Source organism: Uliginosibacterium sp. TH139, assembly GCF_002855595.1.
In the GTDB taxonomy this organism is placed as follows: Bacteria; Pseudomonadota; Gammaproteobacteria; order Burkholderiales; family Rhodocyclaceae; genus Uliginosibacterium; species Uliginosibacterium aquaticum.
The window spans coordinates 97,822-113,228 of the sequence record NZ_PKRR01000005.1 but is presented as its reverse complement, the minus strand read 5'-3'; the positions used below and the strand labels follow the sequence as shown (position 1 = coordinate 113,228).

At 61.9% G+C, this 15,407-nt stretch carries 16 protein-coding genes; 5 read left to right on the top strand and 11 right to left on the bottom strand.

Annotated elements, in window-relative coordinates; genetic code table 11:
* Positions 1 to 11 precede the first annotated feature (11 nt).
* Positions 12 to 752 carry a flagellar motor protein gene (locus C0V76_RS13125; protein ID WP_101942951.1) on the top strand — a complete coding sequence of 247 codons (741 nt, stop codon included), beginning with the start codon at positions 12 to 14 and terminating at the stop codon, positions 750 to 752.
* A gap of 7 nt (positions 753 to 759) precedes the next feature.
* Here the strand turns inward: C0V76_RS13125 and C0V76_RS13120 are convergent, their stop codons facing one another.
* Positions 760 to 1,107, bottom strand: coding sequence for a cupin domain-containing protein (locus C0V76_RS13120; protein ID WP_101942950.1), 348 nt, complete (start codon positions 1,105 to 1,107; stop codon positions 760 to 762).
* A gap of 45 nt (positions 1,108 to 1,152) precedes the next feature.
* Here C0V76_RS13120 and C0V76_RS13115 point away from each other — a divergent pair, with 45 nt between their 5' ends.
* Positions 1,153 to 1,605, top strand: coding sequence for an anti-virulence regulator CigR family protein (locus C0V76_RS13115; RefSeq protein WP_101942948.1), 453 nt, complete (start codon positions 1,153 to 1,155; stop codon positions 1,603 to 1,605).
* Between the two features lie 98 nt (positions 1,606 to 1,703).
* Positions 1,704 to 1,925 carry a DUF1161 domain-containing protein gene (locus C0V76_RS13110; RefSeq protein ID WP_101942946.1) on the top strand — a complete coding sequence of 74 codons (222 nt, stop codon included), beginning with the start codon at positions 1,704 to 1,706 and terminating at the stop codon, positions 1,923 to 1,925.
* Positions 1,926 to 1,990: 65 nt separating this feature from the next.
* Here the strand turns inward: C0V76_RS13110 and C0V76_RS13105 are convergent, their stop codons facing one another.
* The 4 genes from C0V76_RS13105 to C0V76_RS13090 are packed head-to-tail and all read right to left on the bottom strand — an operon-like array spanning position 1,991 to position 6,988.
* Positions 1,991 to 3,490 (bottom strand): glycosyltransferase family 39 protein, encoded by a 1,500-nt coding sequence (locus C0V76_RS13105; protein WP_101942945.1) that lies wholly within the window; start codon positions 3,488 to 3,490, stop codon positions 1,991 to 1,993.
* Entirely contained in the window at positions 3,490 to 5,034 is a 1,545-nt protein-coding gene (locus C0V76_RS13100) for a glycosyltransferase family 39 protein (protein WP_101942943.1), read from the bottom strand. The genes C0V76_RS13105 and C0V76_RS13100 overlap by 1 nt, the downstream gene beginning before the upstream one ends.
* 8 nt (positions 5,035 to 5,042) lie before the next feature.
* Positions 5,043 to 6,047, bottom strand: a complete 1,005-nt coding sequence (locus tag C0V76_RS13095; protein WP_101942942.1) for a glycosyltransferase family 2 protein — start codon at positions 6,045 to 6,047, stop codon at positions 5,043 to 5,045.
* Positions 6,044 to 6,988 (bottom strand): lysylphosphatidylglycerol synthase transmembrane domain-containing protein, encoded by a 945-nt coding sequence (locus C0V76_RS13090; RefSeq protein WP_101942940.1) that lies wholly within the window; start codon positions 6,986 to 6,988, stop codon positions 6,044 to 6,046. The genes C0V76_RS13095 and C0V76_RS13090 overlap by 4 nt, the downstream gene beginning before the upstream one ends.
* A 200-nt stretch (positions 6,989 to 7,188) precedes the next feature.
* Here C0V76_RS13090 and C0V76_RS13085 point away from each other — a divergent pair, with 200 nt between their 5' ends.
* Both C0V76_RS13085 and rocF read left to right on the top strand, forming a co-directional pair.
* Positions 7,189 to 8,490 carry a threonine/serine exporter ThrE family protein gene (locus C0V76_RS13085; RefSeq protein ID WP_101942939.1) on the top strand — a complete coding sequence of 434 codons (1,302 nt, stop codon included), beginning with the start codon at positions 7,189 to 7,191 and terminating at the stop codon, positions 8,488 to 8,490.
* Positions 8,487 to 9,404, top strand: coding sequence for an arginase (rocF, locus tag C0V76_RS13080; RefSeq protein ID WP_101942937.1), 918 nt, complete (start codon positions 8,487 to 8,489; stop codon positions 9,402 to 9,404). Before C0V76_RS13085 ends, rocF begins: the two co-directional genes overlap by 4 nt.
* 24 nt (positions 9,405 to 9,428) lie before the next feature.
* On the opposite strand, the gene C0V76_RS13075 is transcribed toward rocF, so the two are convergent.
* From C0V76_RS13075 to C0V76_RS13050, 6 genes are all read right to left on the bottom strand, one after another.
* Positions 9,429 to 9,923: a hypothetical protein gene (locus C0V76_RS13075; protein ID WP_101942936.1), complete on the bottom strand. Its 495-nt coding sequence runs from the start codon at positions 9,921 to 9,923 to the stop codon at positions 9,429 to 9,431.
* Positions 9,924 to 9,950: 27 nt separating this feature from the next.
* Entirely contained in the window at positions 9,951 to 10,790 is an 840-nt protein-coding gene (gene pflA, locus C0V76_RS13070) for a pyruvate formate-lyase-activating protein (protein WP_173894000.1), read from the bottom strand.
* A 119-nt stretch (positions 10,791 to 10,909) separates the two neighbouring features.
* Complete coding sequence (gene pflB, locus C0V76_RS13065; protein WP_101942934.1) at positions 10,910 to 13,171, bottom strand: formate C-acetyltransferase; 2,262 nt, start codon at positions 13,169 to 13,171, stop codon at positions 10,910 to 10,912.
* 409 nt (positions 13,172 to 13,580) lie between these two features.
* Positions 13,581 to 14,429, bottom strand: a complete 849-nt coding sequence (locus C0V76_RS13060; RefSeq protein ID WP_101942932.1) for a D-hexose-6-phosphate mutarotase — start codon at positions 14,427 to 14,429, stop codon at positions 13,581 to 13,583.
* A gap of 27 nt (positions 14,430 to 14,456) precedes the next feature.
* On the bottom strand, positions 14,457 to 15,068 hold the full coding sequence (locus C0V76_RS13055) for a DNA-3-methyladenine glycosylase I (protein ID WP_101942930.1): 612 nt from the start codon (positions 15,066 to 15,068) through the stop codon (positions 14,457 to 14,459).
* On the bottom strand, positions 15,065 to 15,376 hold the full coding sequence (locus tag C0V76_RS13050; protein ID WP_101942928.1) for a putative quinol monooxygenase: 312 nt from the start codon (positions 15,374 to 15,376) through the stop codon (positions 15,065 to 15,067). The genes C0V76_RS13055 and C0V76_RS13050 overlap by 4 nt, the downstream gene beginning before the upstream one ends.
* Between the last annotated feature and the right edge of the window lie 31 nt (positions 15,377 to 15,407).

Sequence of the window (15,407 nt, the reverse complement as noted above, 5' to 3'; positions counted from 1 at the left end):
ACTGAGCGAGCATGGATCTGGTCAGTATTGCCGGTCTCCTGCTGGGCGTGCTGGCCATCGTTCTGGGCCAGATCTTCGAGGGCGGGCATATCGGCTCACTGGTGCAGCCAACAGCCTTCCTGATCGTGATCGGCGGCACTCTCGGTGCCGTGATGCTGCAAAGCCCTTGGAAAACCTTCCGCACTGGCCTGCAGATGGTCAAATGGGTTTTCAGGCCCCCGCTGCCGCATTTACCGGACATCATCGCCCAGGTCGTGGCCTGGAGTGGGGTGGCGCGCAAGGAAGGCCTGCTGGCGCTCGAATCGCGCATTGATCCGCACCCTGATCCCTTCGTGCGCAAAGGCCTGCAGTTGCTGGTCGATGGCGTCGAGCCTGAGCGCATCCGCGCAGTGCTGGAAGTGGATGTTTTTGCCTGGGAAGCGGATCTGAAACGCGCCACCAAGATCTGGGAAGCCGCTGGTGGCTATGCTCCCACCATTGGCATCCTCGGTGCGGTGATGGGTCTGATCCACGTGATGGAGAACCTCTCCGACCCCTCAAAGCTCGGCGCAGGGATTGCCGTGGCTTTTGTGGCTACGATCTACGGCGTGGGTTCGGCCAATCTGATCTTCCTGCCGGTCGCCAAGAAGTTGCAGGCCACGGTGGCCGATCTGGTGGCTGTGCGCGAGATGATCATCGATGGCCTGATCGGCATTGCCCACGGTGATAACCCCCGTCTGATCGAGTCGCGCTTGCAGGGATACATCGTCTGAGGCAGGCCTACAGGGCCCAGAACACGAATACGCCGAGGGTTTCCTGGCTGTCGTTTTCCAATCCGTGGCTCTGGCCGATTTTGGTCAGGATTACGTCTCCAGCCTTCACGCGGCGCGTTTCACCATCGATGCGCAAGAGGCCTTCACCGTACTGGATTGCATACACTTCCTCGCGTGCATCCTGGTGATCGTGTTCGCCGATGGAACTGCCGGGCGGCAATTCAGTAAATGCGATGTAGCGCAGGCCCGAGGCGAGATCCTCTGCCCCGAAGAGCTTGCGGCTGAGCGCCTTGCCCTTGCCGTCATGGATGGGCTTTTCGATGGCGGGTGTGCTGTGAAGGTTGCGGATCTGCATGGTGCTTGGGCGTGAAACTGAAATTTATTGTGAAGGAGAAGGGCAATGAAAGCCGTGCTGGCCCTTGTGCTGACTTCAATGATGATAGTGGCTTTGCCGGCTGCGGCCAAAAAGGAAGGTCATGGCAATCCTCATGCGCAGGATGATGCTTACAGCCAGGGCGGAAAACCAGCCAAGGCGGGCAAATCCAAGGATGGCGGTGGTGATGCTGTCTCCATCAGCATCTCGGCTGGCATCTCGGTGGGCGGAGCAGGTGATATCGCCCGCGATGTCGGCATCCGACCGGGTACCTATCAGTCGCTGCCCCCGGGCATGCACAACCGGCTCGCCAAGGGCAAACCCTTGCCGCCCGGGATTGCCAAGAAACAGGTCAGTCCGCAGATGCTGGCGCGCCTGCCGGCGCACCCCGGCCATGAATGGCTGGTGATCGGTATCGATCTGGTGCTGGTGAATATCCAGACAAAGATTCCGGTGGATAGCCTGCCCGGCGTGTTCTGAGCGTATCTGGCATACCCCTTGGTACGGCTGCGTTGGAGCAGGTCGCTGTTTAGACTCGAGCCGGCGTGCACAAGGTGCATATCAATAAGGGGAAATGCATGAAACAGGTCATGGCTGCCGTACTGCTGACTATGCTGGCGCTGCCGGCTTTTGCAGCGAAAGATTGTGCAGAACTCAAGGGCGAGATCGAAGCCAGGATTCAGAGCCACGGTGTGAAGAGCTTCACGCTGGAGATCGTGGAAAAGGGCAAGGGTGGCGAGGCCAAGGTAGTAGGCGCTTGCGAGGGCGGCACGAAGGAAATCACCTACGTGCGTCAGTGAGGCAGCAGCGTCTGGACAAAGAAAAAGGGCCGTAAGGCCCTTTTTCTTTGTCCGTTATCCGGCTGCTATTTGTAGCCGCGAAAGCCTTCGAGCAGCAGCACGCTGGCTTCGCGTTTGAGTCCTGGCTCTACTTCCACCACGATGCGCGCAATCTGTTCGCTGCGCGCAAAGCGGCTGGCCACCGAAGAGTTGTCGTTGCGCGTGACCAGCAGCATAGGGCGGCTGCTCGGCTCGTCGCGTAGCGGCACGCTGAGCTGGTAGTGATCTGCCGGATGCGGTAGTGGCGCCCAGGCAGCATGCTCGGGTTTCAGGTCGCGCAACTCATAAAGCAGGTGCGCCATCATTGTGCGGTCTTCAGCCAGCAGCAGTGCCCCCGGATGCGCGGCGAGCAGCGGGCGGACCTGTGTGGCCAGGGTGTCCCAGCCCTTCGCACGCTTGATCGGATCGAGCTTTGCGGGCTGCGGTTGGCCACGCAGGGCGAAGTAATCGCTCAGGTGATAAGCGCCCAGCATCAGGATGATGTTGAGCGCCATAGCCCCTACCCACCAGCGGTTCTTGAGGCGCGCGAGCCACTTCACGCTGAGCAGAAGTGCCGTCAGCAGGGCCGGAGCCGCCCAGTTGCCATTCGCTTCGGAGCGTAGTGCCTGCAGGAATACGAGGCCCAGCAGCGGCAGCGAGAAAGCCAGCACGAACTGATAACGTGGATCGCGCCACTTGCGCAGGGCCAGCAGCAGGCCACCGATGAAGGCGAAGGCGAAGCCAGGGCCCAGCGAGCCGATCTGGGCGAGCAGGAACTCCCCCAGGTTGCCACTCTTGTCATTTGCGCTGACGTGGGTGATGTCGGCCGTGTGGCGCAGGGTGGGGAAATCATTGGCCCAGTTCCACACGATGTTTGGCAGTACGATCAGGCTGGCCAGTACGATCGCGGCCCACAGGCCGGGATGAGCGAACACGCGGCGGCGTTTGGCGTCGCCCAGGAGATACAGCGTGGCCGAGGCTGCAAAGGCTGCCATGGTGTATTTGGCCATCATTCCCAGGCCAACCACGGCGCCCAGCAGCAGCCAGTCGCGCAGGCGGTCGCGTTCGATGGCATGCAGCAGGCACAGCATCGCAGCGGCCCAGCAGAACAGCAGCGGCGCATCGGTGGATACGGCCAGCCCCAGCGCCGAGACGATCGGGATCAGTGCAAAGGCGAGACCGGTACGGAAGCCGATGCGTGCGTCGAAGAGCTTTTCACCGAGGCGGAACATCAGCCAAGCAGTGGCTGGATAGAGCAGTAGCGAGGGCAGTTTCACCGCCAGCAGGCCATCGCCGAACACGGCGGTGCTGGCCGCGATCAGCCAGGCCACCAACGGTGGCTTGGAGAAATAGCCCCAGTCCAGATGTTGGGCCCAGGTCCAGTACTGCGCTTCGTCGATGTAGAGCGTCACGCCCAGGCGCGGGATGATCCACAAGCGGTAGGCGGTCAGCAGCGCCAGCAGGAGCAACAGCAACCATGCCTGGGCCAGACGTGTGCTGGGGCGAGCTTCCTCGCTGGCGAAGCGGATGCGGGTCCAGTCTTCCATTACTTCACCCGCACCAGCACTACGCCGCCTTCGCGATACAGCTCCTCGACCTTTGCGTCGGCCGGCAAGCGGTCCGTGCGGGTCAGTGCGATCTGGCCTGGCTGGGCTTGTACCGTAGGTGTTACGCGCTGGCTGTAGACCGAGAAGCTTGGCGCATGGAAATTCCACAGCACGGTTGGTTCGTCGTACTGGCGCGCGACGAAGCCGGCCCGCTTTACCGGCCCCTGCAGCACGTCACCCATGAAGGGCGCGATGGCCAGTGCCAGCAGCAGGGTGTTGAGGCAAGCGATGACCAGCACACGGCGGGCCGGGTCGAAGGGCAGGCGCAAGGCGGCGGCACTGCCGAGCAGAGCCAGTGCGGCGAGTGGGTAGTAGGCCGCAGGGATCGCCTCGGCGAAGCGTGAGACCTGTGCGAGGTAATAGCTATCCTTGACCCAGCCAGCATTGGCGCTCAGTGCGAGCAGGCTCGGCATGGCAATGAAGAACAGCATCAGCAGCAACAAGGGCAGGGCGCCGAGGAAGACCGACTTTACGCGCTCGCGATGCAGGGCCAGCAGCACGAAGAGCGGCGTGCAGCCGTACAGCGCGTAGTGCGGCAGCTTGGTGCCGGAGAGCGAGAAGAAGGCGGTGACGAAGATGAACCAGATCCACAGGAAGCGTGGCAACGGCTCTTTCCAGTCGCCCGGAATGCGGCGCACCGACGCAATCAGCCAGCTGAGCCAAGGCAGCAGCAGTACCGGGATCATTAGCACGTAATAGAACAGGCTGCCGGAGTGCCCTTCCATCGAGCCGGAGAAGCGCTCCACGTTGTGCTTGAGGATGAAGCCGTTGATGAAATCCTGACCATGGATGGCGAGCGCGGCGGCATACCAGGGCACCGTCACGGCGAGCAGAATTGCCCAGCCGGCCGGATTGAACACGCTGCGCAGCCAGTCGCGGAAGCGCCCGGCGGTGAGGCAGTAGATCAACGTGGTGGCGCCCGGCACGAGCAGGGCGATCGGGCCTTTGGTGAGTACGCCGAGGCCGATCCACAGATAGCTGCGCAAGAGCGGTGTGCGCTGGCCGGATTCGAGGTGACGCCAGCCATCCAGCAAGGCCAGCGCAAGCAGCATGTTCAGCAGCGCATCCGCCGTGGCGGCACGGCCGATCACATGCACGCCCAGGCTGGTCGCGGCGATGCCGCAGGCCAGCACGCCGGCGGCACGGCCAAAGCGCTGCCAGGCAAAGAGGCCCACCGCATAGCACCAGGCCGAAGCAGCCAGCGCTGAGGGCAGGCGGAAGCTCCACTCGTTCGGGCCGAACAGCCATACGAAGACGGCCTGACACCAGTAGATCAGGATCGGCTTGTCAAAGCGTGGCGCGCCATTGAGCCAGGTCGACAGGAAATCGTGGCGCACGAACATCTCGCGCGTGGCTTCCGAGAAGGCGCCTTCGTCCACGTCGAAGAGCGGCGCGCCGCCCAGGTTCATCAGGAACAGGACGGCGGGCAGCAGGAACAGAAGCCAGCGTGCCGAGCCCGAAGGGGTATTGCCGGAAACTTGCATCGCGTGGTTCAGCCCTTGTGCCAGGCTTCGTCGGCCGTCAGATTGTCCGGGTTGCGCACCTGATAGAGCTTGCCGGCACCGGACTCGAAGTAGATGCGCGCGAGCGTTTCACCGAGGATGCCGGAGAGGATGAACTGCACGGCCATGATGATCGAGAAGAAGCCGACCATCAGCAGCGGGCGGGTGCCGATGTTTTCATGGCCGACGAACTTGAGGAAGGCCATGTAGGTGAGGATCAGGCTGCCGATGCCGCCGAGGATCAGGCCGGCGCCGCCGAAGAAGTGACCGGGGCGGGCACGGAAGCGCATGAAGAAATACACCGAGATCAGATCGAGGATCACGCGGAAGGTACGCGAGATGCCGTACTTGGATTCGCCGTGGATGCGGGCGTGGTGATTGACGACTTCTTCGGCGATGCGGCGCGGCGTGGTGACGGTGGCCAGCCAGGCCGGGATGAAACGGTGCATCTCGCCGTAGAGGCGCACATGCTTGAGCACGTCGGCGCGGAAGGCTTTGAGGCTGCAGCCGTAGTCATTCAGGGTGACGCCGGTGATGCGAGCGATCAGCCGATTGGCGATGCGCGAGGGGATCTTGCGCAGGAAGAGGCCGTCCTTGCGGTTCTTGCGCCAGCCGGCAACCATGTCCAGATCTTCGTTCAGGAGGCGGCCGACCATGCGCGGGATATCCGCCGGATCGTTCTGCAGGTCGCCATCGAGGGTGACGATCACCGAGCCGCGCGCGGCGTCGATGCCAGCCTGCATGGCGGCGGTCTGGCGGAAATTGCGCATCAGCTCGACAGTGCGCACATGCGGGCCGAACTTGGCGCCGACTCGGCGCAGTTCGGCAGGCGTGGCGTCCGAGCTGCCGTCATCAACGAGGATCAGTTCCCAGGGATGGGCATAGCCCGCGAGGCCTTCATGCACGCGGGTGATCATCGGCTCGACGTTGTCGGCCTCGTTGTACATCGGGATCACGATGGACAGGGTGTGGGCCGGAATCTGGATTTCGCTCATGGTGCGGAGGTCTCGGGTTTTGAATCGGTTTGAGGATCGGCGGCGGCTGTTGAAGCGGGCAGGAGGGCCAGGGCCAAGGCGCCGGCTGCCAGCGAGCAGGCGATCACGAAAAGGTGCAGAACCAGCGCGGCATTCAGGCCGGCGGCGAAGGGAATGCCGTGCGGGGCGAGCAGGGCTGCGCCACCGGCTTCGTAGGTGCCGAAGCCTGCCACGCCTTGGATCGGCAAGATGGCGGCGAGCTCCACGCCCAGCGCGCCGGCCAGCCCGGTGAGCAGGCCGGCCTGTACCAGCGCGGCGAGCAGCCAGGCTTGCGCGGCCAGCTTTACGGACCAGTTGGCCAGGGTCCACAGCCAGCCGCGGCCGTGATGGCGGGTGGACTCGGCCAGTGCTGTGCGTACTCGATGCACGGTGCTGGCGAGCTTCCCGGCCTTGGCTTCGATTTCGGGGTGGCGTGCAGCCCAGGCCGGGATCAGCCAAGCGGCGAAGACCACGGCGGCGATCCACAGCGCGCGTAGCGCCGGGTGCAGGTCTGGCCAGATGAAGGCCGCCAGCGCCAGCACCACGAAGGCATCCTGGATGCGCAGCCACAGCAGCGCGACGATGGCGCGGGTGGTCGGTACGCCGAACCAGCGGGAAAGCAGGATCGGGAAGGTGGCCTCTCCACTGCGGAAGGGCAGGATGTTGATGGAGGCGTTATGCAGGAGTGTGAGGCGCAGAATTGCTGCGAAACGTGCGCCGGTTTCTTCCGCAAACTCGTCATGCACGCGGGCTGCGCGTAATAGATAGCTGGCTGCGAAAGCGGCAACGGCCAAAGCAATATCCAGCCCCCTGATCTGCGCCAGGGCGGTGCCCAGATCCTGCCAGCGCGCACCCGCCAGCACCCAAGCCAGCAAGGCGAGGCTAATGGTCAGACCCAGTATGCGTTTGATCCAGGTCTTCAAGAGCGTGGCTCCGCGTGCCGATTGATATAAAACACGGGTAGCATCGGGCCGCGACTGGCTGGGTGGCGCATCTGGAGTCAGGCTTGCGGCCCGGAGATTGCTTGAAGGAGTGCGGATTTTAGCATCGGGCCGCGTTGGCCGCCCCATTTCCATCCGCCAGCTTCTTTCTGCGTGAAGTACCCCCAAAAACATCGAAAACAATGAGCGACTCTTTCATTACCCCTGCTTCTGACGCAGAGGCCAAACCTGGCCTGGAATCGGACGAACTGCGCTTCATCCAGCGTGTGGCGCGTCTGCTGCTGCAATACAACATGCGCACTGCCTCCCTGCGTGAGCGTATCGAGGAAATCGGCATGGCCCTGTGGCTGCCGCTGCAAGTGCATATTGGCTACCGCACGGTAACGGTGTTTGCGCCTGATGGGGTAACCGTACATGCTCAGGCACCGGAGTTCCGCATCAACGTAGCGGTGAGTGCCCAGGTGAATCTCACCATCGATAAAGTGTGTGCCGGCAAGCTGAGTCTGCCCGAAGCGATCCGCATTCTTGATGAGGTGGAGAAGACCGCCGGGCGGCATGATCGCTGGACTCTGTCCGTGATGTTCGGCCTTGCCGCCGGTGCGCTGGCCTGGCTGCTGTCGGCGGACTGGGGCGGAATGGCGGTGATTGCACTGTCTTCTGCAGTGGGCATGCTGGTGCGCCAGGAAATGCATAAGCACCATCCGGTGCTCTTCGCGTTGCCGTTCGTGGCGGCGCTGATCGGCTCCTTGATGGGAGGGCTGGTGATCCAGTTGGGCTGGACCGAAACCCCCGGCATCTGCCTGATCGTGCCGGCGCTGATGCTGGTGCCGGGGCCGCATCTGATCAATGGTCTCTACGACATGATCGAGAACAATATGCAGACCGGCATTCCGCGCCTGGGCCTGGCGGCTGGCATTCTGGTGGCTGCGGCGATGGGCATTTTCCTTGGCGGCTGGATCACCCTGGGGATGACCACCGTGCCAATCTATAAAGGCATCGTGCTAGCGCCCATTCCGTTGTGGCAGGACGTGCTGCTTGCCGGTGTGGCCGCGTGCGGCTTCGGTGCTTTCTACAATGCACCCTGGCGCGTCTTGTGGACTTCCATCCTGTGCGGCATGGTGGGGCATGGGGTGCGCTTCCTGTGCCTGAAGCAGGGCATGCAAATCGAGATTGCGACCCTGTTTGCCTGCCTGGCCATTGGCTTCATGGCGATCCGCTGGGTGTCGTCGATGCGTATTCCGTTTGCGGCCGTGGCCTTTGCCGGTGCTGTGCCGATGATGCCAGGGGTGCTGATGTTCCAGACCATCGGTGGGGCGATGGATATTTCATTTGCCGGTGCGAATGCGCCGGTGACACTGGTATCGACGACGTTGGCCAGCGGTTTCAAGGCAGCTTTCGTGGTGGGGGGCATGGGCATGGGCTTGCTGGCGGGAGCCTGGATCGGTGCGCACTGTTTCCGTTTGCTGGAGGGCTTGCGCAAATGACGCAGAGCATAGTCCTGATCGGTGCGCCGACCGATATCGGTGCGGGAGCCCGTGGTGCCTCGATGGGGCCAGAAGCCCTGCGTGTGGCGGACATCAAGCCGATCCTGGAAAGCCATGGATTGAGCGTTGAAGATCACGGCAATCTAGCCGGGCCGACCAATCCTTGGTTACCGCCGGTGGCGGGCTACCGGCATCTGGCTGAGGTGATCGAGTGGAATCGTGCAGTACACGACGCGATGCTGGCTGCGCTGCAGGCTGGGCAATTGCCTATCCTGCTGGGCGGTGACCATTCGCTGGCGGTCGGCTCGATTAGCGCCGTGGCGCGCCACTGCCGGGCTGTGGGCAAGAAGCTGCGGGTGCTGTGGCTGGATGCGCATGCTGATTTCAACACCTCCACCATCACGCCGAGCGGCAATCTGCACGGCATGCCGGTGGCCTGCCTGTGCGGCCACGGCCCGGCTGAACTGGTTTCGATGTCGGATCAGGTGCCGGCCATCGAGCCCTGGAATATCTACCAGATCGGTATCCGTTCGGTGGATCAGGGGGAGAAGCGCTTCGTGCACGAGATGGGGCTGGATGTGTTCGACATGCGCTTCATTGACGAGAACGGCATGCGCCACACCATGGAGCAGGCGCTGCTGGGCTTGGACGACAACACCCATCTGCATGTGAGTTTCGATGTGGACTTCCTTGACCCGGAGATTGCGCCGGGTGTGGGGACTTTGGTGCCGGGCGGGCCGACTTACCGCGAAGCTCAGTTGTGCATGGAAATGATCGCAGATACCGGGCGGCTCGCTTCACTGGACGTGGTGGAGCTGAACCCGGCGCTGGATGTGCGCAACAAGACGGCGGATCTGGCGGTGGATCTGATCGAAAGCCTGTTCGGCAAATCCACCTTGATGCGCAGGAGCTGAGATAGCGCCAGCCGGAGCCGCGTCTCAGTGATGCGCGGCTGCGTCCTGTGCCTGGTCGCCTCGCTCATGGGCAGAAAGCGCCCACATGATTTCCAGATCAAATTGGCGTAGCGGGCGTTGCTCCTGCGTGACCACGGCGTGCCAAGCGCGCGCAAGTTCTGAAGCCTCTTCGACTTGATGAACCTCTTCAAGCAGAAGGGGGGTGTCAGCGTTGATACTGCGCAGGAAAAAACCACGTGAATCGGCGATGGCAATGCCGACCCCAGCCAGCAGCATGGCACCAGCGGTGAATTCCCAGAGGGTTTCAACCAGGGCCGAGTTGGTCTGGATCAGCGAGCCAGTGATCACTGCCAGCAGCAGGATCGGTGCGATGGCGGCGAGCGTGGTGGAGATGCGACGCCAGCGCAGGGCCTGGGTATCAATGCTGGCGGCTTTGCCAAGATACTGGCGGGCAAGGCGAACCGAGCGGGCTGCATGAGGCGCAGCAAGATCGAGAAGTTGTTGAGCGGTGTGAGACATTGCAGATGAAGCAGAAAGAAAAATCGGTCAGCTCGGACAGTTGAGTCCGTAGGCGCGGAAGACGGCCTTGACGGCTTCGGTCTCTTCGGGCTTGGGCGTCGGCGTGTCGGTCAGCTCGTACTTCATGCCGAGCTGTTCCCACTTGAAGCGGCCCAACTGATGGAAGGGCAGCACGTCCACGCGCTCCACATTGCCCAGTGACGCGGCAAATGCGGCCACGCCCTTGATGTTGTCCGGCGCATCGGTGTGGCCCGGCACGAGGACGAAGCGCACCCACATCGGGCGGCCGCGTGCGGCGAGGCGGCGGGCAAAATTGAGCACCGGTTCGACTTGCTTGGCGGTGACCTTGAGGTGGGTCTCCGGATCCCAGCTCTTGAGGTCCAGCAGGAACAGATCAATCTGGGAAAGGTCGGCATCGCTGAGGCGATCACCGAGGTAGCCGTTGGTATCGAGACAGGTGTGGATGCCCATCTCGCGAGCACCGCGGATGATGTTCATCACGAAGGGCGCTTGGACCAGGGGCTCGCCGCCGGAGATGGTGAGGCCGCCGCCCGAGAAGCGCAGGTAGTCCTTGTACTTCTTCAACTCGTCGAGAATGTCATCCGCGCAGACGACCTGGCCGTGCTTCAGTTTCCAGGTGTCCGGGTTGTGGCAGTAGGTGCATCGAAATTCGCAGCCAGTGGTCCAGAACACTACGCGCATGCCAGGGCCGTCCACGGCCGAACCGGTTTCTTCTGAATGCAGGAAGCCCCAGCGCCCCTCCTGGGCAAGGCGCTCGGCATCGGCGTCGTCCATGTTGCTGTCGAGGGCGCGCAACTCGAAACGGCTGCCTTTGAGCGGGCGTTCGATCTTGTGTTCAGTACTCATCAGTCGGGAGTCCGGAAAAAAAAGTCCCGACACCGCTTCCGCAGTGCCGAGACTTGATTGTGACGGAAGTTTGATACTCCGCCTACGGGGTTCGATCAAACCCCGCTGTCATGTGCAGATCAAACTTCGCCGTGGAAAGTACGGTTGATCACATCGAGCTGCTGTTCCTTGGTGAGCTTGATGAAGTTCACCGCGTAACCCGAAACCCGGATGGTCAGCTGCGGATACTGTTCCGGATGCTCCATGGCGTCGACCAGCATGTCGCGGTTGAGCACGTTGATATTGACGTGGAAACCGGTGACGCCGAAGAAGCCATCCAGCGAACGGGCTAGGTTGGCAACCTGATCGGCACGGGTGGAACCCAGACCGCTCGGCACGATCGAGGAGGTCATCGAGATGCCGTCCTGACAGTGTTCGTACGGAATCTTGGCAACCGACATGGCTGAGGCCACGAAGCCCAGCTTGTCGCGGCCATGCATCGGGTTTGCGCCCGGTGCGAACGGTTCGCCCAGACGGCGGCCGTCCGGCGTGTTGCCCGTGCTCTTGCCATACACCACGTTGGAGGTGATGGTCAGGACCGACTGGGTGTGCAGCGCATCACGGTAGGTGCTGTGCTTGCGCAGCTTGTTCATGAAGGTCTCGGCCAGCCAGGTTGCGTACTGGTCGACGGCGTCGTCGTTGTTGCCGAACTTCGGGAAGTCGCCTTCGGTGATGTAGTCGGTCACCAGACCGGTTTCATCACGCACCACCTTGACCTTGGCGTTCTTGATGGCCGACAGCGAGTCAGCTACTACGGACAGACCGGCGATACCGAACGCCATGGTGCGCAGCGGGTTGTAATCATGCAGTGCCATCTCGATACGCTCGTAGGCGTACTTGTCGTGCATGTAGTGGATGCAGTTCATCGCATTCACATAGGTTTTGGCCAGCCATTCCATCGCGATGTCGTAGTTCTTCATCACGGCGTCGAAGTCCAGCACATCGCCCTTGACCGGTTCGAAAGCCGGCATGACCTGATCACCGGTCATTTCATCACGGCCACCGTTGATGGCGTAGAGCATGCACTTGGCGAGGTTCACACGAGCGCCGAAGAGTTGCATCTGCTTGCCCACGCGCATGGCGGACACACAGCAGGCGATGGCGGTGTCGTCACCCCAGGCCGGACGCATCAGCTCGTCCGATTCGTACTGGATCGAGGAGGTGTCGATCGAAACCTTGGCACAGAACTTCTTGAAGCCTTCCGGCAGCTTCGGCGTCCAGAACACGGTCATGTTGGGTTCCGGTGCCGGGCCCAGGGTGTAGAGCGTGTTCAGGTAGCGGAAGGAGGTCTTGGTGACCAGCGGACGGCCATCTTCGGAGACGCCGCCGAGGGATTCGGTCACCCAGGTCGGGTCGCCGGAGAACAGAGCGTCGTATTCCGGGGTGCGCAGGAAGCGGACGATACGCAGCTTGATGACGAAGTCGTCGATGATTTCCTGCGACTGGGATTCGGTCAGGGTGCCTTCGGCCAGATCACGCTCGAAGTAGGCGTCCAGGAAGGTGGAGGTGCGGCCCAGCGACATGGCGGCACCGTTCTGTTCCTTCACCGCAGCGAGGTAACCGAAGTACAGCCACTGAACGGCTTCCTTGGCGGTTGCGGCGGGCTTGGATAGATCGAAACCGTACTTGGCAGCCATCACCTTCAGTTCGGTCAGGGCCTTGAGTTGTTCGGAGAGTTCTTCACGGTCGCGGATGATCGCGTCGGTGGAGTGGGCGCCGTCGATGGAACGCTTTTCGGCCTTCTTGGCTTCGATCAGCTTGTCCACACCATACAGGGCCACGCGGCGATAGTCGCCGATGATGCGGCCACGGCCATAAGCGTCAGGCAGACCGGTCACGATGTGCGAGCGACGGGCCTTCAGCACGTCAGCCGGGTAGGCATCGAACACGCCTTCGTTGTGGGTCTTGCGGTACTTGGTGAAGATCTCGGCAACTTTCGGGTCGACCGGGAAGTTGTAGGCCTTCAGGCTGTTCTCAACCATGCGCCAGCCGCCATTCGGGAAAATGGCGCGCTTGAGCGGGGCTTCGGTTTGCAGACCAACGATGACTTCGTTGTCTTTGTCGATGTAGCCAGCGTCGTGAGCGGTGATCGAGGACGGGATCTGGGAGACATCCAGCACGCCCTTTTCACGTTCCTGCACGAAGAGTTCGGAAAGTTTGGCCCAGATCGCGGTGGTACGCGGGGTGGCGCCGGCCAGGAAGCTGTCATCACCTTCATAGGATTTGACGTTCTTCTGGATGAAGTCGCGGACTTCGATTTGTTTTTGCCATTCGCCGCCCTTGAAACCGCGCCAGGCGTGCGCTACTGCTGAGTCGAGATTGATAGTGTCGCGTTCAGACATGATGCCTCCGAGTTGAATTGAAACTGTTGAGGCCCTTTTCAGGGCTTGGCGTACGTATCCGCTCTCAGAGGATTCGCTCGCCGCAATTCTTTGCTGTCGGGAATGGGCTTTTTGTTCTGTTTGACTTCTTTGACCGTAATGCTAGTGGGTGTTCTGTCATAAGCCGAATCGAATGTTCGGATTCCGGCATAAAGGATTATGAAGGTGCGCTGCAACAATAATTATGAGCTCGCAATTCATTGATTTATAGGGTGAAAATACCCTATCAAAGCCCTCGGGAATTAAGCCGTCAAGTCGATTCATGGAAGGAATCCGACAAATTAGGGGTATACCCAGAACGGATTCCGCCTGTCAGACTCGCGGGCTTGCTCTATGCCGGATGCCAGCCCGCGTTTGCAGGAGGGGGCGATTACATCGCGACGAGGCTCTGGCGACCCCACCAGCCTTCTCCAGCGGGCAGTTCGACCGGGCTTTCGATGGCACCGGCTTCCACGCACAGGAAGCGCCGGAAAGCGCTGGGTGGCAGGTCTGCGATTGTGGCGCAGGTGGCTTCCCAGGGGTTCCACACGACGGTGTCGGGCATGTTTTCGGCATTGATGCCGAGTGCGCGGCGATCGTCGCGCAGCAGCAGCGGATTTTCGGTGGCGAGGTATTGGCGCGTGGTTTCGCGATCAATGGCCACGAAGGTGCCGCTGTCAGAATGCATCTGGCCGGTCAGCAGATCACGGTATTGCTGGCCGCGCAGCCCTTCGAGGTGAGCCTCTTCGGCTTCTTTCACGCGGATGTAGGTGTGCAGCGCGGTGGTAAAGCGTAGCGGTGCCTCGCCGGTATTTTCGACTTCAAGCTCCATGTCGAGCCGGCTGGCCGTGATTGCCACGCTGAATTCGATCTTGAAGGCGTGCGGCCACAGAGCGCGGGTGGCTTCCGAATCTGTGAGGCGCAGCACGGCCATGGCGAAGTCGTCGCCGGCGCGGGCGGAAACCTTTTCCCAGGAGCGATCACGCACGAAGCCGTGCTGGGGCAGGGGGCCGGTTTTGCCGAACTGCGGAAAACAGATTGGCACGCCACCGCGTACCGGCTTGCCATCTTCGAAGAGGGCTTTTTCCGACATGTACAGGCGCTCTTCGCCGCCGGCCGGTTTCCACGATACGAGATGTGCACCGTGCAGCAGGATGATGGCTTCGGCGCCATCGGGCGCGCGTAGGTGGATGGCGGGCAGGCCGTGGTAATCGATGTCCTGGGCAAGAGGTGCGGGCATGGGCAGGTCTTTCGTAAGGGAAACAGGTCAGCCAGGACGAGCCTGGTCGGGATGGCAGAAGCAGGTCGTGGTGTGGTCATTGACCATGCCGGTGGCCTGCATGAAGGCGTAGCAGATGGTGCTGCCAACGAATTTGAAACCAGCTTTGAGCAGCGCTTTTGACAAAGCATCGGATTCAGGCGTGCGCGCTGGAATTTCGCTCATGCCTGACCAGTGATTGACGCGCGGCTGATTACCGACAAAGCGCCACAGCCAGGCTACGACATCGCCTTCGCGCTCGCGCAGCGCCAGCCAGGCGCGCGCATTGCCGATGGTGGCGGTGATCTTGGCGCGGTTGCGGACGATGCGGGCGTTCTGCATCAGGGCTTCGATGTCGGCCTCGGTCATGGCAGCAATCCGAGCGATGTCGAAGCCGTGAAAGGCGTTGCGGTAGCCCTCGCGTTTTTTGAGGATGGTGATCCAGGCGAGGCCTGCCTGGGCGCCTTCGAGGCAGAGCATTTCGAAGAGATGGCGCTCGTCGCGGCAGGGGATGCCCCATTCCTGATCGTGGTAGTCACGATAGAGCGGATCGGCTGCGCCAGCCCAGGTGCCAAGCCAGGCGCAGCGGGTGCGGCCATCCTGCCAGTCGGCAGCGCTCACTCGTCCAGCTCGCTGATGGCGCGAAGCACGCGGATGTCGGGTAGGCCGCGCATCTTGCCAAGCAGGCTCAGGACGCCACGCGCAACATGGGCTGAGTCCAGATGGCGCTGGTGCGCATCGCGGCTCTCCCAGGTTTCGATGGTGTTGAGGGCAAACGGACGCTTGCTGTCGGCATATACGTCAAAGCGCAGGCAGCCTTCTTCCTGACGGCACAGATCCGCCATTCCCGAGAGGGTGCGGGCAACTTCCGGGAAATGCTCGGGCAGGGCTTCGGCGAGGGTGATGACGTGAATGGCGCTGGCAGGCATGAGGCTTTAGTCCATAAAACTGGGGTGATTG